Consider the following 22,654-nt stretch of genomic DNA (forward strand, 5'->3'; position numbering starts at 1 on the left):
CTAGCCCGAGAGGTTGAAGTTGCCGTGCTGGCCGTAGACGGACAGCGAAATCATCAGGCAGACAAAGGCTGTGACGATCATCGAGGACCGCACCGACCGGCCGACCGCTTCCCCGACACCGGCCGGCCCGCCGGCCGCGGTGAAGCCGTAGTAGGTGTGCACCACCATCACGCCGGTGGCCATCGTCAGCGCCGACAAGAATGACCACAGCAGATCGACGGGATGCAGGAACGTCGAGAAGTAGTGCTCATAGACGCCGCGGGACTGGCCGTAGACCGAGATGGTCAGGAACTTGGCCGCGATGAACGACGCCAGCACCGCCACCGCGTAGAGCGGAATGACAACCAGGACACCGGCGATGATCCGCGTCGACGCCAGGTAGGTGATCGCGCGGATGCCCATCACCTCCAGCGCGTCGATCTCCTCGTTGATCCGCATGGCGCCCAGTTGCGCGGTGGCGCCCGCGCCGATGGTTGCCGCCAATGCCAAGCCGGCCGTGCACGGCGCGATCATCCGGACGTTCAGGAACGCCGACAGGAAGCCGGTCATCGCCTCGACGCCGATGTTGGACAGCGAGTCGTAGCCCTGCACCGCGACCAGGGCACCGGTGGTCAGGGTGAGGAATCCGATGATGCCGACGGTTCCGCCGATAACCGCCAACGCGCCTGTGCCCATACCCATTTCGGCGATCAGCCGCAGCAATTCACCTGGGTAACGCCGTACCGCGTCGACGATGTTGACCAACGACCGTCCGTAGAACGCGGTCTGCTCACCCAACTTCCGGGTCGAGGCGCTCAGCCTGGGGCCTACGGTGGCCAACCAGGTCGATTCGTCGAACGTCGTGTCCGTCACTTGGCGGTCACTTTCACGCCGAGCGCGGTGGTCAAGATGTTGATGAAGAACAGCGCCATGAACGAGAACACCACGGTCTCGTTCACCGCACTACCCGCACCGGCGGGACCGCCGCCCGACGAAAGCCCTTTGTAGCACGCGATCAATCCCGCGGAGATGCCGAACAGCGTTGCCTTGATGAGGGAGATCACCACCTGCGGCAACCCGACGAGCAGCGTCATTCCGGCCACGAACGCTCCCGGTGTGACGTGCTGGATGTACACCACGAAGATGTAGCTGCCCACCAAACCGGTGACCGAGACGACTGAGAAGAGCAGCACCGCAACGAAAGTGGCGGCAATCAGGCGCGGAACCACCAGCGCCTGAACGGGATTGACGCCGATGACTTGCATCGCGTCGATTTCCTCGCGGATCTTGCGCGCGCCCAGGTCGGCGCACATGGCGGTGGAGCCGGCGCCGGAGACGACCATCGCGGTAACCACCGGACCCACCTGAGTCACGGAGGCAAGTCCCGCGCCGGCCCCGGACAGGTCCCCGGCTCCGATCTCGACCAGCAGGATGTTCAGCACGAACACGATCAGCACCGTGTACGGGATCGACAGCATGATGGTGGGGAAGATCGAGACCCGGGCCACGAACCAGATCTGCTCGAGGATCTCCCGCCAGTTCCACGGCCGTCGCACCAGGACCAGGAAAGTTTCGGCGCAGAAACTGAAGAACTCACCCAGCGCGTTCATCGGCTTTGCGAAAGTTGTTGCGTTCATGGTTCTGCTCACCCCCCGGATTGATCGATGTGTGCGTGCGGCCCATCACGATTACGCCCACGCCACACGAAGAGTCGCGATGGTGCGTAATTCGTTGTCCGACAATGCATTAACGGCATCTGCAGCTGACGGCGGACCACCCCGCCGGAATGCAGATAGAGTCATGTCGCCAGCTTACGAGCCGCCCAATTGCGTTCCGAGGTTTGCAATCAGCCGGAAAGAAAGGGTGGAGCGGGCGCGGGATTCAGCCTACGTTCGCGCCGCCTTCGGCGATGCGACGGACCGCCCGCAGGAAGACGTCGATCTCCTCGTGGGTGTTGTAGAACGCGAACGAGGGACGGACGGTCGCCTCCAAACCATAGCGGCGCAGGATGGGTTGCGCACAGTGATGTCCGGCACGCACCGCGATGCCCTCGGCGTTCAGCGCCTTGCCCACCTCGAGTGGTTCGTGCCCGGCCAGCACGAACGACAGCACACTGGCCTTCTCCTGAGCGGTGCCGACCACGCGCACTCCCGGGATGTCCGCCAATCGGGGTGTCGCGTACTCCAGCAGTGCGTGCTCGTAGGCCGCGATCCGCTCGATGCCGACCCGCTCGATATAACGGATCGCCTCCCCCAGGCCGACCGCATCGGCGATATTGCCGGTGCCGGCCTCGAACTTGTTGGGCAGTCCCTGATACAGCGATCGCTCCAGCGTGACGTCGGCGATCATGTTGCCGCCGCCCTGCCACGGTGGCGTCTCGGCTAGCGCCTCCTCGGACCCGTACAGCACCCCGATTCCGGTGGGGCCGTAGATCTTGTGGCCGGAGAAGGCGAAGAAGTCCACGCCGAGTTCGGCGACGTCGATGGGCAGATGCGGGATCGACTGGGCGCCGTCGATCAGCACCCGCGCCCCGTAGCGATGACCCAACTCGACGATCTTCTCCACCGGCGTCACCGTGCCGAGTGCGTTCGAAACCTGGGTCGCCGCAACCAATTTTGTCTTCGGGCCGAGCAGGTCCTCGAACTCCGACAGCAGCAGATTGCCCGCCTCGTCGACCGGCGCGACCTTCAGCACCGCTCCGGTGGCTTGCGAAAGAAGTTGCCAGGGAACGATATTGGCGTGGTGCTCCAAGTGCGTGATGACGATCTCGTCACCGGGCCCCAGGTGCTTCCCGCCCCAGGCGTAGGCCACCAGGTTGATGGCCTCGGTGGTCCCCCGCACGAAGATGTTCTGCTCGACCTTCGGCGCGCCGATGAATCGCCGTACCGTCTCGCGGGCCTCCTCGTAGGCATCGGTGGCCCGCGCCGCCAGCTCGTGTGCGGCACGGTGGATGTTGGAGTTCTCGTGGGCGTAGAAGTACGCCAGCCGGTCGATCACCACTTGAGGTTTCTGGGTGGTGGCGGCGTTGTCGAACCAGATCAACGGCTTACCGTTGACCGTCTCCTGCAGGATCGGGAAGTCCGCCCGCACTGCGTTGACGTCGAAAACCTCGTGCTCGTCCGGCAACTGCGGTACCGGCTCGGCGTCTCGGGGGCGGGTCAGGAAGTAGTAGTTCGCTTCGTCACCGGCCGGTGCCTGCACCGGTGTGTCGGACCAGCGCAGGTCAGCGACCGACGGCGCCTCGGCTGGCCAACTCGGCGACGAGCCGCGGGGGGCCACCGGCACGGTTGGTGACGCACCGGCCAGCACGCCCGGCACCGTCGGGACGATGCCCGGGGCCGGGACGGCGAAAGTGCTGAAGTCACCGACGCCGGGCGGCAGGTACGGATCCCCTGCTGCCGCGGGGGCCTGGGCCGCCGTCGGTGCCGCCGTCGAATCCGGCAGGTTGCCGCGCGGAGCCACTGGCACCGCCTGCGGCGGTATGGCCTCCGGTCCCGGCGAGCTCGGCGCCGGGACATAGATGTCGGAGAGCGCCAACGCCGGCACGCCGGAAGTCAGCGGGTCAGACGTGCCGATCACCGTTCGTGCCGCAGACGATGCAGCCGTCGTATCCGGCACATTCCCGCGAGGGGCGACGGGCGAGGTCTGCGGTGGGCTGTCGGGTCCCGGGCGGATGCTGGCCGCGTACAGCTGGCTGGCCAGCACGGCGAGTTCCGTAGCGCTGACCGGCAATTCGCTTTCGGCGTCTACCGAGCGGTACTCACTTGTACTCATGGAACTGGTCCACGGCGACGTCGTCGAGCACGGCAAGCGCGTCGTCGGTCAGGACAGCCAAAGACGTGTACAACGTGACCAGGTAGGTGGCGATCGCGGATTTGTTGATGCCGGTGAACCGCACCGACAGGCCGGGCGCCTGCTCCCCGACCAGACCGGGCTGGAACAGGCCCACCACCCCTTGGCGTTCCTCGCCGGTGCGCACCAGGATGAACTTGGTCTTGCCGTCCTCGACCGGCACCTTGTCCGACGGTATCAGCGGAATGCCCCGCCAGGTGATGAATTGCGCGCCGAACAGGCTCACCACCACCGGCGGCACACCGCGGTAGGTGGCCTCGCGACCGAACGCGGCGATGCCCAGCGGGTGGGTCAGGAAGAAGCTGGGCGTCTTCCACACCTTGGTGATCAGCGCGTCGAGGTCGTCGGGGGTCGGGGCGCCGACCAGAGTCTGGATGGTCTGCTCCGGAGTCACCTGAGCCAGCAAACCGTATTCCGGGTTGTTGATCAGTTCGGACTCTTGACGCTCTTTGATCGTTTCGATGGTCAGCCGCAACTGCTGCGCGATCTGGTCGTGCGGGCTGGAGTACAGGTCGGAGACGCGGGTGTGGACGTCGAGCAGCGTCGAGATACTGCGCAGCGTGTACTCGCGCGGACTGGTCTCGTAGTCGACGTAGGTCTCGGGCAGCGGCTCGTCAATACTGGCTCCGGCCTCGGCTTTGACCGCGACCTGCTCGGGGTTGACCACCCGGTTGACTCGGTAGATGCCGGCCTCTACCGGCACCCAGCCCAGCAGGTGCAGCAGCCACCGCGGCGTGATCGTGGAAAGCTGGGGAACAGTCTTCGTCGCATTGGCAAGCTGCCGGGCAGCAAGATCGCCCAGGGACTGAGACTCGTTTTGAGCCGTAGTCATCGTCGTCCTTCCTCGCAAAGTCCGATCACGCTGAATATCTGTATGAGTTCAATCGAGCCAGGCTCATCCTGCCGTACCGGGAAGCCTGGCGCCCGCCGAGAGTAAGTGACCCGGCAATCGCACACAAACCTTTAACCACGCGTGAACCGAATGGTCGGAAAAGGGCGATGCCCTATAGTGGGACGCATGCAACAGGCCTACCAGCCGCGCCTCGTTCCCTCGCGCTGCTTTGGCATGCCGTCTTGTTGTTGTTGATCTTCTGAGCCCGCAGTAATCCTCGCGCTCCCCCGCCCGCGGTTGTGACAGACCGCCCTGTGGCCCGGTGATGCGCGGCTCGAATTCCTCGGAAAGATCACCTGCCCATGACTTTGCTGTCTGCCCCCAGCCGTGCGCTACCCGAGTTGGCTGTCCGTCGTCGCGTCCGGGTGCGCCCCACCGCCGAGCCCAGCCGCATGATGCGGTACCGAGGCGGCACCTACTCCCACACCGTCGACCGGATCGTGTTCACCGACGGGACCACCGCGCGTACCGACCTGATCCGGCTCAACCCGAACCTGCGGGCGTACTCGCTGGACTTCACCGGCATCGCCCCGCACCAGCCGTCGCGGTACCGGCTGGACACCTGGTCGGCGCTGCCGCACCTGCACGCCCGGGACTGTGAAGCCGAAGTGGACTGGATCTTGCGTCACTCCTACCCACTGCGCTCGGTCGCCGAACTCAGCGAGCAACTACGGGCGGCCGGCTATCCGATGGGGCCGGCCAACATCAGCGAACACGAAGCCATCGCCGGCACGCAGGCCGCGATCTGGTACTTCACCAACGGTCTGTCCTTGGACACCCGGCCACTCAACGCGCCGATCGCCGTGCATCGCTCGGACGCGGCGCTGACCTTCGAATTCGACGGCCACCCTCAACTCGGCGGCTTCTCGTTGTCGGCGACAACAGACCATCCCGCCGCCGTCGAGCTGCAGAAGTCGGTAGACGGCCGGACATGGCAGCCGGTGTCCGGCTCCCGGCTGACCATCGACCCGGGCAAAGGCCGATATCGGCGCACGCTCGGCGTGGGCAGCACGGTCTCGACCAGCAGCCACGGCAGAGGCCGACGAGGCTACCGCTACTACCGGCTGATCAGCGCAGCGCACAATGCGCCCACCATCGATCAGGTGGATTTCTGGCTGAGCGGGTCCCGGCACCACCGCAATGCCGACCGCATCGTGCACCTGTATAACTACCTGCTCGCGGGAGCGTATGCCGCGCCCCGCGACGCCGACCTAGCACCGCTCGTCGATGCGGACGCCCTCGTCGAACCCGAGCTGATCGGGCCGTTCCAGGTGGCCGTCCCGATGAGACTGGACGCCGAGGACCCGCACGGCATCGTCGACGCCGACGGCTTCACCTTCGACGGTGCGGTTCAGCCCGGAACGGATTTCTACCTTCGTCGCATCCCCGGCGCATCCGCAATAACATTGACCGCGTCCACCCCACACATCGGGGGCGGACGGGTACTGACGGGTGTGGCCATGGAAGAACCAGCTCAGCGGTTCACCCCGGTCGCCCTGACCGTGCCCACCGAACTGACCATCGAATTCGACATCAGCTGGGACGAGACGTGGCCCTTTCCGAAGGCCGACATTTGAGAGAAGGCAGATGAGCATCGCGGAGAACATCACACAACTGGTCGGCAACACACCGCTGGTCCGACTGCGCAGGGTGACCGACGGTGCGGTGGCCGACGTCGTCGCCAAGCTCGAATCGTTCAACCCGGCGGGCAGTGTGAAAGACCGCATCGGCGTGGCGATGCTGGATGCGGCCGAGCAGGCGGGCTTGATCAACGAGGACACCATCATCCTCGAGCCGACCAGCGGAAACACCGGTATCGCCCTGGCGATGGTGGCCGCGGCGCGCGGCTACAAGCTGGTGCTGACCATGCCGGACACGATGAGCATCGAGCGGCGAATCCTGTTGCGCGCCTACGGCGCCGAACTCATCCTCACTCCCGGATCCGAAGGCATGCCCGGTGCCATCGCCAAGGCCGAGGAACTCGCCAAGACCGATCAGCGGTACTTCATTCCGCAGCAATTCGAAAACCCGGCGAACCCTGCCGTGCACGCGGTCACCACTGCCGAGGAGGTCTGGAAGGACACCGACGGCAAGATCGACATCTTCGTCTCCGGGATCGGAACCGGCGGCACCATCACCGGTGTCGCGCAGACCATCAAAGAGCGCAAGCCATCGGTTCAGTTCGTCGCCGTCGAGCCGGCTGCGTCGCCGGTGTTGTCCGGCGGTCAAAAGGGACCGCACCCGATCCAGGGCATCGGCGCGGGGTTCGTCCCGGCGGTGCTGGACATGGGCCTCGTCGACGAGGTCATCACGGTCGACAACGACGACGCCCTCGACCTGGCCCGGCGCCTGGCCAAGGAGGAAGGACTGCTGGTCGGTATCTCCTCCGGCGCTGCGGTCGCGGCCGCCCTCGAACTGGCCCGCCGACCCGAGAACGCCGGGAAGTTGATCGTCGTCGTGCTGCCGTCGTTCGGTGAGCGGTACCTGAGCACCGTGCTGTTCAAAGATCTGAGCGACTAGCCATGCTGGCGGCGATCCGGCGCGACATCAAGGCGGCCAGGGACCGCGACCCGGCCAACCCGACCGTGCTGGAAGTCGTCTTTGCCTACCCGGGCGTGCACGCCGTGTGGGGGCACCGGGTCACCCACTGGTTGTGGCTGCGCGGCGCGCGGCTGCTGGCCCGGACGCTGGCCGAAGTGAACCGCATCCTGACCGGCGTCGAGATTCATCCGGGTGCCGTGCTCGGACCGGGCCTGTTCATCGACCACGCGACCGGCGTGGTGATCGGGGAGACCGCCGAGGTCGGCGAGGACGTGACGATTTTCCACGGGGTCACCCTCGGCGGCACCGGCAGTGAAACCGGGAAACGTCACCCGACGGTCGGCGATCGGGTGACCATCGGCGCCGGAGCCAAGGTGCTGGGCGCGATCAAGATCGGCGACGACAGCCGGATCGGCGCGAACTCCGTCGTCGTCAAGGAAGTCCCGGCAAGCGCGGTGGTGGTCGGGGTACCCGGGCAGATCGTCAGCCGTCCCGGTCCCGCCAGCGAGGACGAATCCAAACTGCCCGACCTGGTCGGCGCCAGCCTCAAATCGCTGCTGACCCGGGTGGCCAGATTGGAGTCGCAAAGCACCGGCAAGCACAACGGCCAAGCGGCCGAACGCGTCATCCGTCCCCCCGAGGCCGGGGTCTGGTACGGCGAGGATTTCTCCATCTAGGGAATATCGCGCTGCGGAAAGTGTTGGTGTGCTGGTGAGTTCTGCTGTGATCGCGGGGATCGCGGGCGTCGCGGCGTTGGGCGGTGCCGGCGTGATCGGCGCGCTGGTCAATCGCCGGTCGGGCGTGTTGCGCAGTTCGCCGGTTGGCGGGCAAGACAATTCAGATCTGGGCTTGTCCGAGACCGGGCCGACGGTGGTGCATTTCAGCGCGGACTGGTGTGGCCCGTGCGCGGCGGTGCGTCGAGTGGTCGACCAGGTATGCGCCGAGTTGCCCGATGTGGCGCATGTCGAGTTGGACATCGACGCCAATCCCGGTCCGGCCAAACGACTTTCAGTGCTGTCACTGCCCACCACCTTCATCTTCGACTCCGACGGTCGGCAGCGGTTCCGCACCGCCGGGGTGCCGAAGGCGGCCGACCTACAGACGGCCTTGCAGCCCTTGAGAGGAGCACATTGATGTCGTCGCCGACAAACCAGGTCGACGTGCGCGGTCCCCGCTTTGCGGCGTGGATCACCACGACGGTTCTGGTCTCGACGTTGGTCCTGTCGGTCTTCAGCCAGCCTGCCGCGGCGGCGCTGCTGGGCGCCCAGGCCGTCGTTTTCGCGCTGAGCGCGTTGCGCGGTCCACGCAGCAGCCCTTACGGATTGCTGTTCGCCAAACTGGTCGCGCCGCGACTCAGCCCGGTCAGTGAACGTGAACCGGTGCCGCCGTTGAAGTTCGCGCAGTTGGTCGGGTTGATCTTCGCCGTCATCGGCGTGATCGGCTTCGTGGCCGGGCTGACTCTGGTGGGACTCGTCGCAACCGCGTTCGCCCTCTTCGCGGCGTTTCTGAATGCGGCCTTCGGCATTTGCCTGGGTTGCCAGATCTACCCGCTGGTCGCCCGATTCCGTCGAGCACCCGCGGCGTAACGACCGCCCGCTTATTCGGTCCTGGCCTTTAAATCCACTGTGAGGCAAACACTTTGAATCAAGTCGACTCTTTGCCGATGCCCTATAGTGGAGACATGCCTCAGTCCGTGCGGCCGTGCCGCTGTCGCCTCCGTTGATCATCTGCTTCCCATTCGCTTCGTCTCGCCGTGCGCGACATGGCAATTCCAGAAGGGTTCAACGATTGATGACCGAAAGTCTGCGCACAGCAGTATCGATCAGTGACGGCCGGCACGAAACGACCCGCGCGCTCGACACGGCGGTCGGGATTCTCGTGGGATGGCGCCGGTGCGATAGCTATGCCGCATTCCGGGAATTGGTGGCCGCCGGCCAGAGACATCAGGTCCCCGTCTTCGCGCTGGCAGGCGCTTTGGTGAAGCTGGCCAGCGGCGAAGCGGACAGCCAGTCCGCCGGTTCGGCCGCGCAGCTGGCCGCCGAGCGGGAGTGGGGCGCGCACCTGCTGGTCTGAAGCAGGCAGCCGTTTGGAAATTCGGATGCGGGCAATCCGTCCGGCGACCAGCATCGAATAACGGTCGACTGCACCGACGACGAACGGCACCGTATTGGCCGACCCCAAGCACGAAGCCGCCAAAGCCAACTCGGCTTTCGAGCGCGATCCGAGCGACCGGCGTTATGGATTTCCCGCTCCGCTGTGGCGCGCGCTGGAACGTCATCCCCCGCCCGGGACGCGCCTGCTGCACCGATGGCGAAGCCCGTTGCGGGGGCCGTGGCTGACGTCGGTGTTCGGCCTGGCGCTGCTCGTCGGGCTGCCGCTGGTGATCCTGACCGGTCTGCTGTCCTACATCGCGTACGCCCCCCAATTCGGCCAGGCCATCCCCAACGACGTGGGATGGCTCAAGTTGCCCACCTTCGAGTGGCCCACCCGACCCCCGTGGCTGTACCGCTTGACCCAAGGCGTGCACGTCGGTCTGGGCCTGGTCCTGATCCCGGTGGTGCTGGCCAAACTCTGGTCGGTCATTCCGCGGCTCTTCGCCTGGCCACCGCTGCGTTCGTTCGCGCAACTGCTGGAGCGGCTGTCATTGTCGATGCTGGTGGGCGGGATCCTGTTCGAGCTGGCTACCGGAGTGTTGAACATCCAGTACGACTACATTTTCGGCTTCAGCTTCTACACCGCCCACTACTTCGGTGCGTGGGTCTTCATCGCCGGCTTCGTGATCCACGTGCTGATCAAATGGCCGAAGATGCTGTCCGGCTTGCGGTCTCGTTCGTTCCGTACGGTGCTGCGCACCTCGCGGGCCGACACCCGCCCCGAGCCGCACGACGCCGACGGGCTGGTCGCCGCCGATCCCGCCCCGGCCACGCTGAGTCGACGCGGCGCGCTGGCACTGGTCACCGGCGGCGCACTGTTCGTCGCGGTCCTCACCGCCGGCCAGACCGTGGGCGGCTTCACCCGCGGCGCGGCGCTGCTGTTGCCCCGGGGACGCAGCCGCGGCGACGGACCCAATGATTTTCAGGTCAACCGGACCGCCGCGGCCGCCGCGATCACCCCCGCCGACACCGGCCCCGATTGGCGACTCACCGTGCGCGGCCCGTCGGGTCAAGTGCTGCTGGACCGGGCTGACCTGGAAGCAATGCCGCAGCACACCGCCGAATTGCCGATCGCCTGCGTGGAGGGCTGGTCGACAACTCAGAGGTGGAGCGGAGTTCGGCTCCGCGATCTGGCCGCCCTGGCCGGGATGAGCGGTCCCGCGCGGGCCACGGTGCGGTCACTCGAGCGAGTCGGGGCATTCAACCAGGCGGTCCTACAGGCCAACCAGGTGAGAGATCGCGACTCGCTGCTGGCCCTTCGGGTCAACGGTGTCGACCTGTCGCCCGACCACGGCTATCCCGCCCGCATCATCGTGCCCGCGCTGCCCGGGGTGCACAACACCAAGTGGGTGCGGTCCATCGAGTTCGGCACCGCCTGAAATGCGCGCCCACATCGCCCGGTTCACCGCGTTCTACGGCGCTCATCCCCTGCATCTGCTGGGCACGGTCGCCGCGTGCGCTCTCGCCGGATATGTCGTGACCGTGCTCGGGCCGCACGCCCTGTGGAATCCGGCGGTGTGGTGGCAGTCGATCGGCGTCTGGTTCATCGCCGCGATCATCGCGCACGACCTGATCCTGTTTCCGCTGTACGCGCTGGCCGACCGCTCTCTGGTCAAAGCCGTTGCCGCCGTTCGGATTCGACGAGGTATTCGGCCGGAAATCTCGCCGCTCAACTACTTTCGCGTGCCGACCTTGGCTGCGGGCCTCGCACTGCTGCTGTTCTTCCCGGGAATCATCCGGCAGGGCGAATCCAGCTACGTGGCGGCCACCGGTCAGGACCAGCAACCCTTCCTGGGGCGCTGGCTGCTGCTCGTCGCCGTCCTGTACGGCCTGAGCGCGCTCGCCTACGCCGCACGACTCGCGGTGGACGGGCCCCGCGCTGGGGTCAACGAAACCCACAAATCCTAGGCAGCCTGCTGTGCAGATCGGACGTCGCGAAACCGTTGCGGTGTCGATGGGCGTCGCGCTGGTGACGGCGGCTTTCGTGGTGCCCGATCTGCACCTCGGAATCGTCACCCCGTTGATCAACAGCACCCCGCAGGCGATCCACGACTTGACGGACACGGCACCGATCTTCGGCTGGTGGATGGTTCACGCCGGTTGGGGCACCGTCGCCGCCGTCGCAATCGGTGCCGCAGTCGTGCTGTGGGGTCCGCGCCTTGCGCAACGACTGTCCTGGTGGCTGCTCACCCTCGCCACCTGGGCGACCGCCTGCGCGTGGGCGTTCGCGTTGGCGATGATCGACGGCTGGCAGCTGGGATTCGCCGGACGGCTCGTCGCCCGCCACGAGTATCTGCGGCAGGTGCCGACGATCGATGACATCCCGCTGATGCTGCGGACCTTCGCCGGCCGGATCCTCGACTTCCAGCCCGACTCGTGGATCACCCACGTCTCCGGCCATCCGCCCGGCGCGCTGGTGACCTTCGTCTGGCTGGACCGGATCGGGTTGAGCGGCGGCGCGTGGGCGGCCGCGTTCTGCCTGCTCGTCGGCTCGAGTGCGGCCACCGCTGTGATCGTTGCGGTGCGCGCGGTGTCAGACGAGACCACCGCCCGGCTGGCCGCGCCGTTCGTCGCGGTCGCGCCGACCGCGATCTGGGTGGCTGTCTCCGCCGATGGCTACTTCGCCGGCGTCGCCGCTTGGGGCATCGCGCTGCTGACATTGGCAGCCGCCGGCCGGGTGCGTTTTCCGGTTGCCGTGGCTGCCGTCGCCGGACTGCTACTGGGGTGGGGGATCTTTCTGAACTACGGGCTGGTGCTGATGGGGCTGCCCGCGCTCGCGGCGCTCGTCGCGGTGCGCAGGCGTCGGGCTGCGCTGGCCGCGTTGGCCGCGGCACTGCTTGCGGCGGTGGCGGTGGCAGCGGCGTTCGCGATGGCGGGGTTCTGCTGGTTCGACGGTTACACCCTTGTCCAGCAACGCTATTGGCAGGGCATCGCGATGAACCGGCCGTTCCAGTACTGGAGCTGGGCCAATCTCGCGTCGGTCGTCTGCGCGATCGGCCTGGGTAGCGTCGCAGGTTTGAGCCGCGCCTTCACCCGTCGGCCGTCCGGTCTGCAGCTGTTGGTGCTGGGCGCGGTCGCCGCGATGCTGTGCGCCGACCTGAGCATGCTCAGCAAAGCCGAAACAGAGCGGATCTGGCTGCCGTTCCTGGTGTGGTTGACGGCGTCGCCGGCATTGTTGCCCCGCGCATCGCACCGCTGGTGGCTGGCCGTCAACGTCCTCGGCACGCTGGCGCTGAACCATTTGATCCTGACCAACTGGTGACCCAGCTTCGACCTACCAACGTGCCGGTGCCGGCACGTCGCCGACAACGGCCGAGCATAGGTAGGTCCCACGCTCCCACGTTGTATCTGCAGAAATCGCGGGCGGTCGTCGACCACGTCAGCCGACAACCTCGACGACGCAATGCAATTCGCCCAAAGGCGCCGTCACCGCATTCATGTTAGGGAGGCCCGATGTCGCCTCGTATGTGAGCAGGTTGCCGGTGCGGTCGGCACTTCGACCAGGCGATGGTCGCGCACAACCTGAAGGTCGAGCGGAGCAATCTCAACTTCCGCCGGGTCTACGCGTTCGTGCTGCTGCTGGCGATGGTGGTCCAGGTCGGTATCGCCGACTGGTTCTTCTATCTCTACTTGCGCGCCTACGAGTTTCGCGCGCCCGAGCAGTCGATGTCGGTGTGGATCGGTGCCGCCGTGGTCCAGTTGATCGGTCTCGTCGTGATCATCACGAAGTACTTGTTCCCCAACAAAGACTGATTGACCGGCTGGCCCCCGAAACGAAAATCCTTTGACCAGCGGGTTGCCCAAATGCGATCCGGGTAGCCTACTATCTAGTGTGGTACTATTCGAACATATGTTCGAACTTCGGGATGGGGAGTGCTAGCTGATGGCAGATCGATCAGGAATCGAGTGGACCGAAGCAACGTGGAACCCTGTGACAGGCTGCGACCGAATGTCACCTGGTTGCGACCACTGCTACGCGATGACGCTGGCGAAGAGGTTGAAGGCGATGGGATCGGCGAAATATCAGACCGACGGTGATCCGCGAACGTCCGGCCCCGGGTTTGGCATCACCATTCATCCCGACGCGCTCAATGAGCCGTTGCGCTGGCGGCAGCCGCGCGTGGTGTTCGTCAACTCGATGTCGGACCTGTTTCACGCGCGCGTTCCGCTGGACTTCATCCGCGATGTGTTCGACGTTTGTCGCGATACCCCGCAGCACACCTATCAAGTGCTCACGAAGCGGAGTCTGCGTCTGCGCCGAGTCGCCGAGAAGCTGGACTGGCCAAGCAATCTGTGGATGGGCGTGTCGGTGGAGGACGCCGCAGCGTTGCCCCGCGTGGATCACTTGCGGGAAGTTCCAGCGGCAGTGCGCTTCCTGTCCTGTGAGCCGTTGATAGGACCGCTGGACGGCTTGAGACTAGACGGCATCCACTGGGTAATTGCTGGCGGCGAGTCAGGCCCTAACCACCGCCGGGTGGAGGAGCACTGGGTGCGCGATATTCGTGATACTTGCCAGGCCGCCGAGGTCGCGTTTTTCTTCAAGCAGTGGGGCGGACGTACACCGAAATCTCTTGGGCGGCTGCTGGAAGGTGCGCTATGGGACGAGATGCCGCTGACGGCCGTCGCTACAGGAAGTCGAAGGTGACACCCTTCCCGAACTGACGGGAGCCCTTGGCGCGGTTCACCGCGATGACGTTGGTCGCCTCGTACTCCTTGAGGATCACATTTGCATGCTTGTCGCGGAACGGGGTGTTCAACTCGGTCCAGTCGCGGACGATCTCCGCGTTAATGCCCCTCGCGCCAGCAAATTGCGCCTTGAGGATCGCCCGGAGCGGGGTGAGGTCTGGTTCGGGGACGAACAGCACGTCGGCATCGCCCATACGATCCGAGAAGCGGTAGGTGCCGGTCGGGTCTGCGTCCCACATCGCGGCCTTCATCTTCTTCACACCCAAGGGATGGCTGGTCGCGTGCACCATCGCGTAGGACACGTTCCCGGTCTTATTGATCATGTAGAACCTCTGAAGATGCTGCAAACCGGTCTTCTCCCGCAAGGCGTCCATGTAGATCTCGACTAACTGTTCGATGCGCTTGTCCCCCGACGGCATAGCCCGCAGCACCTGGTTCACGTCTCGGCCAAACAGCTTCTCAATGGCGTCGTCCTGGCCGTCCCGCTCAAGGAACCGCTGGACGAACCCGACCATGAAGTTGATGAACAACTCGGTGTTCGGGCTCTTGGCGATCTGGGCGAGCAACGACATAGGGAACCGGGTGTAGCCGAAGGGGTCGATAAACGCGAACGTGGGCGCGCGGTTCTTGCCCTGCGCCTCCATCAGGTCGCATAGCCGCTGCATCTCGGATTCGAACGAGCTGTTGACAACGCCCCACTTGACGTTCGGCGGAACGACGCCGGAGTCCTCAAGGGCCTGCAGTTCGGCGGTGAGGGCGGCGGCGTTGTCCGCGTTCTTCTCGATGAACATGAACAGGAACTCACAGGAGGTGCGCTGTTTGAGGATCGGGTGCTCGATCAGCGTGCGCATCGCCCGCTGAGGCGATCCCTCCGATCCGTCGTCGTAGCGGCCCCGGCCCGCGAAGCCGTCTATGTACAGCACGCGACGGTTGTACTTCGACAGGATTGGGAACCACGCGGCGAGGTATTTCTCAAGGATCTGGTGTTTGGCGCGGGTATGGCCGTTGATGACCCACTTCTTGGGGTCGGAATCGATGAGTGCAGGCATGCCGGTGTAACTCTCCGAGCGGCATGGCTGGCTGGTCCTTGGTGCAGCCGCGCCGCATTCAGCCGACGCCAAGGGGATTGCCAGCTTACCGACGACCACCGACAACACCGCCGTCGAAATAGCCCGGTTATAGCCCGCGACTAGCAAAAATACCTTCTACCTGGCTCCCCCGGAAGGACTCGAACCTTCAACCCTTCGGTTAACAGCCGAATGCTCTGCCAGTTGAGCTACAGGGGACTATCAGTCCAGCCAATCCTGGTGCTGATCGCGGGACGACTCTAGCGTACTGGCAGAGTCGCCCCCAACTAGAGGTCCCGGGAGCGTCGGCGCATCGGGCGCGCCGCTTCGCCACCGGATGAGGCAGGATGGAACCAATCGCACTTCGCTTCGGAGGGACCGCTTTGATCGGGTATGTCGCCGTGTTGGGACTGGGCTACGTGTTGGGCACGAAAGCCGGACGTCGACGCTACGAGCAGATTGCCGGCACCTATCGCGCCGTGACCTCGAGTCCGATAGCCAGATCGATGATCGAAGGGGGTCGTCGCAAGATCGCGAATCGGATCTCTCCCGACACCGGATTCGTCACCCTGACCGAGATCGACGGTACTGCCGTCGTCGGCCGCGTCGAGGAACTCGAGCCGGACGTCGAACCGCAGGTGAACGCTACCCGCTGACGTCTCATGCCGTGAGATCGTCGCCGCTGGCCTGTTCCAGCAGGCTGCGGCGGTAGGCCTCCATCGCCACCAGGTCGCCGAACAAGGCGTGATACTCGTCGCCCTGTTCGATCGGCGACATACGCTGCAACTTCGACTTGACCTCCGCGATCTGGCGCCCCATCCACACTTCCTGCAGCCGGGCCAGCACCCCGGAGATGTAGCGCGGCAACTGCTCGTCGTCGGCCCGGATCGTCTCGACTCCCAGTTCGCTGATCAGGCCGGCGATCGGCGCCGCGCTGGTCTGTTGGCGCACCATGTCCAGCCATTGGGCCCCGCTGACACCGATCGCGGTGCCGCCCGCCGCCTCGATCGCGGCCCGCACGGCGGCGTAAGCCGGGTGCGTGAAGCTCTCCACGGTCAGCGTGTCGAACACCGGGCCGGCCAACGCGGGATACTGCAACGCCGATTTGAGAGCCTCACGCTGGGGCCACAGCGTCGGATCGCGCGGGTCCGGACGGGTGACGGCGGGTTGTGCGGCTCCGCCCTCAGCGGGGGTCTGAGCGGGCGACGTGCGTCGAGACGGCTTGGCCGGCGCCGCGGACCGGGCGGAGCCGCCGGATTTGCGGGCTTCGGCCCGGACCCGGTCGATCACCTGCGCGACATCGTCCCAGCCGACCCAGCCGGCGAGCTGGCGCGCGTATTCGTCGCGCAGCGTGGGGTCCTTGATCCGGCCCACCATCGGCACGCAGCGACGCAGCCCGGCCACCCGGCCCTCGGCACTGTCCAGGTCCATCTCGCCGAGCGCGGTGCGAATCGCGAACTCGAACAACGGGGTTCGTCGCGCCACCAGGTCGCGCAGCGCGCCGTCACCGGAGCGCAGCCGCAGATCGCAGGGGTCCATGCCGTCGGGGGCGACCGCTACGAAGGACTGCCCGGCCAGGTTCTGTTCGCCGGCGAACGCCTTGAGCGCGGCGGCCTTGCCGGCCTCGTCACCGTCGAAGACGTAGATCAGTTCCCCCCGGAAGAAACTGTCGTCCATCATCAGCCGGCGCAGCATGGCCAGATGCTCGTCGCCGAACGCGGTGCCGCACGACGCGACCGCGGTGGTGACCCCGGCCAGGTGCATGGCCATCACGTCGGTGTATCCCTCGACCACCACGGCCTGATGCCCCTTGGCGATGTCGCGCTTGGCGAGGTCGATACCGAACATCACCGAGGACTTCTTGTACAACACCGTTTCGGGGGTGTTGACGTATTTGGCTTCCATCGGGTCGTCGTCGAACAGTCGCCGCGCACCGAACCCGATCACCTCACCGGCCGACGTGCGGATGGGCCAGAGCAGGCGCCGGTGGAACCGGTCGATCGGGCCGCGACGGCCCTGCTTTGCCAGCCCGGCCGCTTCCAGTTCCTTGAACTCGAACCCCTTGCGCTGCAGATGTTTCGTGAGTTTGTCCCAGCCTGACGGCGCGTAGCCGCAGCCGAACCGGCGGGCGGCCTCGGCGTCGAAACTGCGCTCGGTCAGATACTGCCGGGCCGGAGCCGCCTCGGCGGACTCCAGTTGCTCGGCGTAGAACGCGGCGGCGGCTGCGTTGGCCGCGATCAGCCTGCTGCGGCTGCCGCGGTCGCGCTGCACGCTGGTGGCCGAGCCGGTGTAGGTGATCGTGTGGCCGATCCGATCGGCCAACATTTCGACGGCTTCGACGAAATTGACGTGCTCGATCTTCTGAATGAAGGCGTACACGTCGCCGCCTTCACCGCAACCGAAGCAATGGAAGTGACCGTGGTTGGGGCGCACGTGGAACGACGGCGACTTCTCGTTGTGGAACGGGCACAGGCCCTTCAGCGAGTCGGCGCCCGCCCGCTTGAGCTGGACGTAATCACCGACGACGTCCTCGATCACGGCTCTTTCCCGGATCGCGGCGATGTCGCGGTCCGAAATTCTGGACCGACCGCCGGAACGGCCCGCATCCCTGGGGCCAGCCGGACTCGACACGGGCTCAGTCTAAGCCGTCGTCCCGACGGCGCGGGCACCGTTGCCGTCAGGATCGGCCGGCGTCGATGCGTTCCAGTCGTCCCTCGGTGTAGGAGGCGATCTGGTCGACGACGACCCGCAGGCGAGCGCCGTCTCCGGAGGCGGCGTTGAAGGCTGCGGCAAACATCGGGTCGAGGGTCTGCGGCGCCCCGGCCTGCAACCACTGGGCCACCCGGTGGATACGTTCGCGTTGCCGGGCCTGCGTTTCCAAATGCCGCGGATCGGACATGATGAATTGCAGCGCAAGGATTTTCAGTACCGCGACCTCGGCGCGGACCAGATCTGGGACATGCAGGTCGGCTCGGTAGCGCAGCAGCGGACCGGACCCAGCCGCCGCGCGGGTGGTGGCGATCGCGGCCGTAGCGAACCGGCCCACCAATTCACTGGTCAACCGCTTGAGTGCCACCGCCGCCGACAACGTGGCGTCGTACTTGCCGACCGCGGCAACCACCGGCAGCCGGGACAGCCGCCGCGCGGCCTGCATCAGGTCGTCGGCATCGACCTGGGCGAACTCATTCTCGCCCAGCTTGGCCAGCGCCGCCGCCTCGTCCTCGTCGGCGAGCACACGCAGATCGATGCGTTCGGAGACGACGCCGTCCTCGACGTCGTGCACCGAGTAGGCGACGTCGTCGGCCCAGTCCATGACCTGCGCCTCCAGGCATGTGCGACGATCCGGCGCACCCGCCCGTGCCCAGGCAGCCGCTTCGCGGTCTTCGTCGTAGAAGCCGTACTTGCGCTCGTTGTCACCGCGTCCCCACGGATACTTGGTGACCGCGTCCAGGGCCGCGCGGGTCAGGTTCAATCCTGCGCTACGCCCTTGCCCGTCAAGCACTTTGGGCTCCAGGCTGGTCAGGATACGGAAGTTCTGGGCGTTGCCCTCGAAACCGCCGTAGTCGGCGGCCACCTCGTCGAGCGCCCGCTCTCCGTTGTGCCCGTAGGGCGGGTGGCCGATGTCATGTGCCAGGCCGGCCAGCTCGACGAGATCGAGATCGCAGCCCAGCCCGATGGCCATCCCCCGACCGATCTGCGCCACCTCGAGCGAATGGGTGAGACGGGTGCGCGGAGTGTCGCCTTCCCGCGGACCCACGACCTGGGTCTTGTCGGCCAACCGGCGTAGCGCCGCGCTATGCAGCACCCGAGCCCGGTCGCGGGCGAAGTCGGTGCGGTGCTGACCCTCGGTGCCCGGCAGACCCGCACTCTTCGGCGCTTCGAGTACCCGCCGTTCGCGGTCGAAGTCGTCATAGGGGTCGGGCTGATCGGTGCTCACCGATCCACAGTCTGCCAGGGAAGATTCGCCTGGGTGACAATCGACGTCCCGCCGCGAAGGGAGACGACGTCTGCCGATTGAGGCCCCACCGGCCTGGGTACCACGTGCTGAACTGGGTCGGATCCAGATTGCGAAACAGCCGTGGGATGGACGACAGCGTCCACCCGCTTGCTGTTCTGGAGGTTTCAGAGGGGATCAGAGATATGAACGTGCGCAACAGACGTTGGATGCGTCGACTGTCGAGCGCGGCGGCGGTGGCCGCCGCACTACCGGGGCTGCTGGGAGTTGTCGGGGCCGAGCCGGCGGCGCGGGCCGCGGCGCCGGAGTTTCTGCAGGTCCCGTCGGCGGCGATGGGCCGCGACGTGACGGTGGAGTTTCAGCAGGGCGGGGCGCCGGCGGTCTATCTGCTCGACGGCCTGCGCGCCCGCGACGACCGCAACGGCTGGGATATCGAAACCAACGCCTTCGACGAATACAAGGGCTCGGGCATTTCGGTGGTCATGCCGGTCGGCGGACGGTCCAGTTTCTACGCCGACTGGTACGGGTCGGCAAACGGTGCCACCTACAAATGGGAGACATTCCTGACCAGTGAGTTGCCGGCCTATCTGGCGGGCAAGGGCGTCCGTAGCACCCGCAATGCCGTCGTCGGCGTTTCGATGTCCGGGTCGTCGGCGTTGATCCTGGCGGCCTATCACCCGGGGCAATTCGCTTATGCCAGTGCGTTGTCGGCATACCTCACGCCGTCCAGCGGTAACGGGCCGACGTTGATCAAGCTCGCGATGAACGACGAGGGCGGCTTCAATCCCGAGGACATGTGGGGGCCGTCGGGCGGGGCGGGTTGGCAACGCCACGATCCCACCGTGCAAGCCGGACGGCTCGCCGGTAACAACACCCGCCTGTGGGTTTACAGCGGCAATGGGAAGCCGTCGGAGTTGGGACAGGGCAGTATTCCGGGCACCGTGATCGAGCAGGTTGTGCTGCAGAGCAACGTCGACTTCAAGAACGCCTACACGGCTGCGGGTGGCCACAACGCCACGTTCAACATCGACGGCAGCGGCGTGCACAGTTGGGGATATTGGAACGCGCAGCTGGTGGCCATGAAAGCCGACATGCAGCGCACGCTGGGCGCTTCGGGGGGCGGACAGGCGTGACATTTCGGCGGGCAAGGACCGCAATCGCCAAGCACAACGTCACCGACGTTTAATTAGCGATATGCGCATCGCTCGCCTACTCGGCGTGATCCTGACGATCCTGGCAGTCGGCGGCGGGGTACTGCTACAGGCACCCCCCGCCGCCGCCCAGCCGCCGTTCCGACTGCCCGGCTACATCACCGACAAAGCCAACGCGCTCTCGGAGTCGGGTCGGGCCATGGTGACCTCGGCCACGATCAAGCTCTACGGGGACCGGCAGATCCGCTTGTGGGTCGTCTACGTCGACACGTTCTCCGGGCAGAGCGCGCAGAGCTGGGCCGAGCAGACCCGGCGGGCCAGCGATCTGCAGAGCAGCCAGGCGCTGCTGGCCGTGGCGACCACCGACCGCGCCTACGCCTTCCTGGTTGGCAACGCCGTGCCGGGTGTGAACGCGCGGCAGGTGGACGACTTGCGACGCAACCAGATCGAGCCCGCGCTGGCCAGAGGCGACTGGAGCGGCGCCGCCGTCGCCGCCGCCAACGGACTCAATGTGACGCCGAGCTCGACGGGCTGGGTGGTGCTGCTCGCCTTCCTCGCGGCTCTTGCGCTGGCCGTGCTGATCCTGTTGTGGGTGATGCGCCGGCGTGGCCGGCGGCGACGGGCCGACGCCTTGGCCGCGGCGCGACGGGTGGACCCCACCGATGCGACCGCTCTGGCCACGGTGCCGTTGGACATCCTCGACGAGCTGTCCCGGTCGAAGGTGGTGGAAGTCGACAACGCGGTGCGCACCAGCGCCAACGAACTCGCGCTGGCCATCGAAGAATTCGGCGAACAGCGGACCGCGCCGTTCACGCAAGCCTTGAACAACGCCAAAGCCGCACTGGCGCAGGCGTTTACGGTGCGTCATCAACTCGACGACAGCATCCCTGAAACCCCTGCGCAGCGCCGTGAACTGCTCACGCGCGTGATCGTTTCGGCCGCCAATGCCGACCGCGAGCTGGAATCTCAGACCGAAGCCTTCGAGCAACTCCGCGATCTGGTGATCAACGCGGCGTCCAGACTCGACGCCATGACGCAGCGATACGTCGAACTCACCACCCGTGTCGAGCCCGCGGCTCAACATCTGGTCGAGTTGCACCGGGAATTCGGTGCCACGGCGCTGGCTTCGGTCTCGGCCAACGTCGGCACCGCCAAGGAGCGCTTGGAGTTCGCCGACCGCAACATCGCCATCGCCCGCGAACTGGCCGGCCACGCGGTGAGCGGACAGCAGACGCGACTGGTGGACTCGGTGCGCGCCGCCGAAGCCGCGCTGGGACAAGCGCGTTCGCTGCTCGACGCGGTGGACAGCGCCGCCGACGACATCCGGCATGCCGTCCAGAATCTGCCGTCGGTGGTTGCCGACATCCAGACCGGCATCAAGCGGGCCAACGAGCAACTGCAGAAGTCGCAGGGCAACTCCTCGGCGCATACCAGCGAACTGATCGCCGCTCGCGATGCGGCGGCCCGCGCGCTGGACAGCTCGGGTGGTTCCCGGGGTACCGCCGATCCGTTGAGCGCGTTCGCGCAACTGAGTAAGGCAGACGCCGAACTTGACCGGATGGTGGCCACGGTGGCTCAAGAACAAGCCAACGCCGAGCGGCTCAGGCGCTCGCTCGAGCAGGCCATGTTCACTGCGGAGTCGCGAGTGCGCGCGGTGTCGGAATACATCGACACCCGACGTGGCAGCGTCGGCCCGGAAGCCAGGACTCGGCTTGCCGAAGCCAAGCGCCAGCTCGAAGCCGCACACGAAAGAAAGCCTTCCAGCCTCACCGACGCGATCGCCTACGCCAACGGGGCGTCGACACTGGCAGCCCAGGCGCAATCGCTGGCCAACGCCGACGTGCAGTCGGCACAGCGCGCCTACATGCGGCGCACGGACAGCGACACCGGAGCCATCCTCGGTGGCATCATCATCGGCGACCTGCTCAGCGGCGGCCTGCGGGGCGGATTCGGTGGCTGGAGCCCGACCTCGTTCGGAGGGTCGAGGTCCTCGGGAGGCTCATCCGGCGGCGGCTTCATGGGTGGCGGCGGCCGGTTCTGAAAGAACCCGAAAAAACTACGCACGCCCACTCACGGTGGATACCGCAAGTAGACGTGCGTAGTTGAGGTTCGCGGCGGACGCACCGACTAGCGGTGCGCCGCCGCAGAACCGGGTACTTCTCTCAGGCCCAGCTGGACCCGACGGCGCTGTCGGTCTGCGCCATGTTCTGACCGGCGCTCTGGACCTTCTGGCCGTGGGCGTTGGCCTGCTCGTAGATCACCTGGAAGTTGCGGCCCAGCTGGGCGATGAACTCCTGGCAAGCCACCGAACCGGCGCCGCCCCAGAAGTCACCGGCAGCCAGCACATCGCGAACGATGGCCTGGTGCTCGGCCTCCAG

The 22,654-nt window shown here is 66.1% G+C and carries 22 protein-coding genes and 1 tRNA gene; 14 read left to right on the forward strand and 9 right to left on the reverse strand.

The annotated features are described in order from the left end of the window. From AC5Y4D_RS19760 to AC5Y4D_RS19775, 4 genes are all read right to left on the reverse strand, one after another. On the reverse strand, nucleotides 1–819 hold the full coding sequence (locus AC5Y4D_RS19760) for an ABC transporter permease (RefSeq protein ID WP_499992581.1): 819 nt from the start codon (nucleotides 817–819) through the stop codon (nucleotides 1–3). Nucleotides 820–848: 29 nt separating this feature from the next. Then, on the reverse strand, nucleotides 849–1,616 hold the full coding sequence (locus tag AC5Y4D_RS19765; RefSeq protein ID WP_500038007.1) for an MlaE family ABC transporter permease: 768 nt from the start codon (nucleotides 1,614–1,616) through the stop codon (nucleotides 849–851). Nucleotides 1,617–1,860: 244 nt separating this feature from the next. Further along, complete coding sequence (locus AC5Y4D_RS19770) at nucleotides 1,861–3,753, reverse strand: family 2A encapsulin nanocompartment cargo protein cysteine desulfurase (RefSeq protein WP_500038008.1); 1,893 nt, start codon at nucleotides 3,751–3,753, stop codon at nucleotides 1,861–1,863. Continuing rightward, on the reverse strand, nucleotides 3,740–4,663 hold the full coding sequence (locus AC5Y4D_RS19775) for a family 2A encapsulin nanocompartment shell protein (RefSeq protein WP_499945776.1): 924 nt from the start codon (nucleotides 4,661–4,663) through the stop codon (nucleotides 3,740–3,742). The genes AC5Y4D_RS19770 and AC5Y4D_RS19775 overlap by 14 nt, the downstream gene beginning before the upstream one ends. A gap of 362 nt (nucleotides 4,664–5,025) precedes the next feature. Between AC5Y4D_RS19775 and AC5Y4D_RS19780 the strand changes: the two genes are divergently transcribed. The 11 genes from AC5Y4D_RS19780 to AC5Y4D_RS19830 all read left to right on the forward strand — a co-directional run bounded on the left by AC5Y4D_RS19780 (nucleotide 5,026) and on the right by AC5Y4D_RS19830 (nucleotide 14,062). Further along, a complete protein-coding gene (locus AC5Y4D_RS19780; protein ID WP_500038009.1) occupies nucleotides 5,026–6,300 on the forward strand; it encodes a thioester domain-containing protein in 1,275 nt (424 codons plus the stop codon). 10 nt (nucleotides 6,301–6,310) lie between these two features. After that, entirely contained in the window at nucleotides 6,311–7,243 is a 933-nt protein-coding gene (cysK, locus tag AC5Y4D_RS19785; RefSeq protein WP_499945773.1) for a cysteine synthase A, read from the forward strand. 2 nt (nucleotides 7,244–7,245) lie between these two features. Further along, on the forward strand, nucleotides 7,246–7,941 hold the full coding sequence (gene cysE / locus AC5Y4D_RS19790; RefSeq protein ID WP_500038010.1) for a serine O-acetyltransferase: 696 nt from the start codon (nucleotides 7,246–7,248) through the stop codon (nucleotides 7,939–7,941). Between the two features lie 34 nt (nucleotides 7,942–7,975). After that, nucleotides 7,976–8,398: a thioredoxin family protein gene (locus tag AC5Y4D_RS19795; RefSeq protein ID WP_500038011.1), complete on the forward strand. Its 423-nt coding sequence runs from the start codon at nucleotides 7,976–7,978 to the stop codon at nucleotides 8,396–8,398. Then, complete coding sequence (locus AC5Y4D_RS19800; protein WP_500038012.1) at nucleotides 8,398–8,850, forward strand: DUF4395 domain-containing protein; 453 nt, start codon at nucleotides 8,398–8,400, stop codon at nucleotides 8,848–8,850. The genes AC5Y4D_RS19795 and AC5Y4D_RS19800 overlap by 1 nt, the downstream gene beginning before the upstream one ends. A gap of 205 nt (nucleotides 8,851–9,055) precedes the next feature. Beyond that, a complete protein-coding gene (locus AC5Y4D_RS19805; protein WP_499945769.1) occupies nucleotides 9,056–9,337 on the forward strand; it encodes an ANTAR domain-containing protein in 282 nt (93 codons plus the stop codon). A gap of 181 nt (nucleotides 9,338–9,518) precedes the next feature. Beyond that, the gene (locus AC5Y4D_RS19810; protein WP_500038021.1) at nucleotides 9,519–10,796 is read left to right on the forward strand and encodes a molybdopterin-dependent oxidoreductase; all 1,278 of its coding nucleotides are present in this window, start codon (nucleotides 9,519–9,521) and stop codon (nucleotides 10,794–10,796) included. A gap of 1 nt (nucleotide 10,797) precedes the next feature. Next, entirely contained in the window at nucleotides 10,798–11,325 is a 528-nt protein-coding gene (locus tag AC5Y4D_RS19815) for a hypothetical protein (protein ID WP_500038013.1), read from the forward strand. A 10-nt stretch (nucleotides 11,326–11,335) separates the two neighbouring features. Then, nucleotides 11,336–12,679 carry a hypothetical protein gene (locus AC5Y4D_RS19820; RefSeq protein ID WP_500038014.1) on the forward strand — a complete coding sequence of 448 codons (1,344 nt, stop codon included), beginning with the start codon at nucleotides 11,336–11,338 and terminating at the stop codon, nucleotides 12,677–12,679. Nucleotides 12,680–12,924: 245 nt separating this feature from the next. Beyond that, the gene (locus tag AC5Y4D_RS19825) at nucleotides 12,925–13,170 is read left to right on the forward strand and encodes a hypothetical protein (protein WP_500038015.1); all 246 of its coding nucleotides are present in this window, start codon (nucleotides 12,925–12,927) and stop codon (nucleotides 13,168–13,170) included. Nucleotides 13,171–13,300: 130 nt separating this feature from the next. After that, entirely contained in the window at nucleotides 13,301–14,062 is a 762-nt protein-coding gene (locus AC5Y4D_RS19830; protein ID WP_500038016.1) for a DUF5131 family protein, read from the forward strand. On the opposite strand, the gene AC5Y4D_RS19835 is transcribed toward AC5Y4D_RS19830, so the two are convergent. Together AC5Y4D_RS19835 and AC5Y4D_RS19840 are read right to left on the reverse strand one after the other, a co-directional pair. Continuing rightward, on the reverse strand, nucleotides 14,043–15,152 hold the full coding sequence (locus AC5Y4D_RS19835; RefSeq protein ID WP_500038017.1) for a three-Cys-motif partner protein TcmP: 1,110 nt from the start codon (nucleotides 15,150–15,152) through the stop codon (nucleotides 14,043–14,045). The two genes, AC5Y4D_RS19830 and AC5Y4D_RS19835, sit on opposite strands and share 20 nt — an antisense overlap. A gap of 161 nt (nucleotides 15,153–15,313) precedes the next feature. Further along, nucleotides 15,314–15,389, reverse strand: a tRNA-Asn gene (locus AC5Y4D_RS19840). Between the two features lie 164 nt (nucleotides 15,390–15,553). Between AC5Y4D_RS19840 and AC5Y4D_RS19845 the strand changes: the two genes are divergently transcribed. Continuing rightward, entirely contained in the window at nucleotides 15,554–15,826 is a 273-nt protein-coding gene (locus AC5Y4D_RS19845) for a hypothetical protein (RefSeq protein WP_499945285.1), read from the forward strand. A 4-nt stretch (nucleotides 15,827–15,830) separates the two neighbouring features. Here AC5Y4D_RS19845 and dnaG read toward each other — a convergent pair whose 3' ends face one another. Both dnaG and AC5Y4D_RS19855 read right to left on the reverse strand, forming a co-directional pair. Further along, nucleotides 15,831–17,801 carry a DNA primase gene (gene dnaG, locus AC5Y4D_RS19850; protein ID WP_500038018.1) on the reverse strand — a complete coding sequence of 657 codons (1,971 nt, stop codon included), beginning with the start codon at nucleotides 17,799–17,801 and terminating at the stop codon, nucleotides 15,831–15,833. A 46-nt stretch (nucleotides 17,802–17,847) separates the two neighbouring features. Then, a complete protein-coding gene (locus AC5Y4D_RS19855; protein ID WP_499992538.1) occupies nucleotides 17,848–19,107 on the reverse strand; it encodes a deoxyguanosinetriphosphate triphosphohydrolase in 1,260 nt (419 codons plus the stop codon). Nucleotides 19,108–19,310: 203 nt separating this feature from the next. Here AC5Y4D_RS19855 and AC5Y4D_RS19860 point away from each other — a divergent pair, with 203 nt between their 5' ends. Both AC5Y4D_RS19860 and AC5Y4D_RS19865 read left to right on the forward strand, forming a co-directional pair. Then, entirely contained in the window at nucleotides 19,311–20,258 is a 948-nt protein-coding gene (locus AC5Y4D_RS19860) for an esterase family protein (protein ID WP_499945262.1), read from the forward strand. 61 nt (nucleotides 20,259–20,319) lie between these two features. Next, entirely contained in the window at nucleotides 20,320–22,317 is a 1,998-nt protein-coding gene (locus tag AC5Y4D_RS19865) for a TPM domain-containing protein (protein WP_499992537.1), read from the forward strand. A gap of 121 nt (nucleotides 22,318–22,438) precedes the next feature. On the opposite strand, the gene AC5Y4D_RS19870 is transcribed toward AC5Y4D_RS19865, so the two are convergent. Continuing rightward, on the reverse strand, nucleotides 22,439–22,654 hold a 216-nt coding region (locus AC5Y4D_RS19870), incomplete at its 5' end, for a WXG100 family type VII secretion target (protein WP_500038019.1).

Source organism: Mycobacterium sp. NGS67, from assembly GCF_059812185.1.

Bases quoted from the DNA above. Each gene is read 5' to 3' on its own strand.
- AC5Y4D_RS19765 (WP_500038007.1), bottom strand. From the start codon at position 1,616: ATGAACGCAACAACTTTCGCAAAGCCGATGAACGCGCTGGGTGAGTTC.
- AC5Y4D_RS19770 (WP_500038008.1), bottom strand. From the start codon at position 3,753: ATGAGTACAAGTGAGTACCGCTCGGTAGACGCCGAAAGCGAATTGCCG.
- AC5Y4D_RS19775 (WP_499945776.1), bottom strand. From the start codon at position 4,663: ATGACTACGGCTCAAAACGAGTCTCAGTCCCTGGGCGATCTTGCTGCC.
- AC5Y4D_RS19780 (WP_500038009.1), top strand. From the start codon at position 5,026: ATGACTTTGCTGTCTGCCCCCAGCCGTGCGCTACCCGAGTTGGCTGTC.
- cysK (WP_499945773.1), top strand. From the start codon at position 6,311: ATGAGCATCGCGGAGAACATCACACAACTGGTCGGCAACACACCGCTG.
- cysE (WP_500038010.1), top strand. From the start codon at position 7,246: ATGCTGGCGGCGATCCGGCGCGACATCAAGGCGGCCAGGGACCGCGAC.
- AC5Y4D_RS19800 (WP_500038012.1), top strand. From the start codon at position 8,398: ATGTCGTCGCCGACAAACCAGGTCGACGTGCGCGGTCCCCGCTTTGCG.
- AC5Y4D_RS19805 (WP_499945769.1), top strand. From the start codon at position 9,056: ATGACCGAAAGTCTGCGCACAGCAGTATCGATCAGTGACGGCCGGCAC.
- AC5Y4D_RS19815 (WP_500038013.1), top strand. From the start codon at position 10,798: ATGCGCGCCCACATCGCCCGGTTCACCGCGTTCTACGGCGCTCATCCC.
- AC5Y4D_RS19825 (WP_500038015.1), top strand. From the start codon at position 12,925: ATGGTCGCGCACAACCTGAAGGTCGAGCGGAGCAATCTCAACTTCCGC.
- AC5Y4D_RS19830 (WP_500038016.1), top strand. From the start codon at position 13,301: ATGGCAGATCGATCAGGAATCGAGTGGACCGAAGCAACGTGGAACCCT.
- AC5Y4D_RS19835 (WP_500038017.1), bottom strand. From the start codon at position 15,152: ATGCCTGCACTCATCGATTCCGACCCCAAGAAGTGGGTCATCAACGGC.
- AC5Y4D_RS19860 (WP_499945262.1), top strand. From the start codon at position 19,311: ATGAACGTGCGCAACAGACGTTGGATGCGTCGACTGTCGAGCGCGGCG.
- AC5Y4D_RS19865 (WP_499992537.1), top strand. From the start codon at position 20,320: ATGCGCATCGCTCGCCTACTCGGCGTGATCCTGACGATCCTGGCAGTC.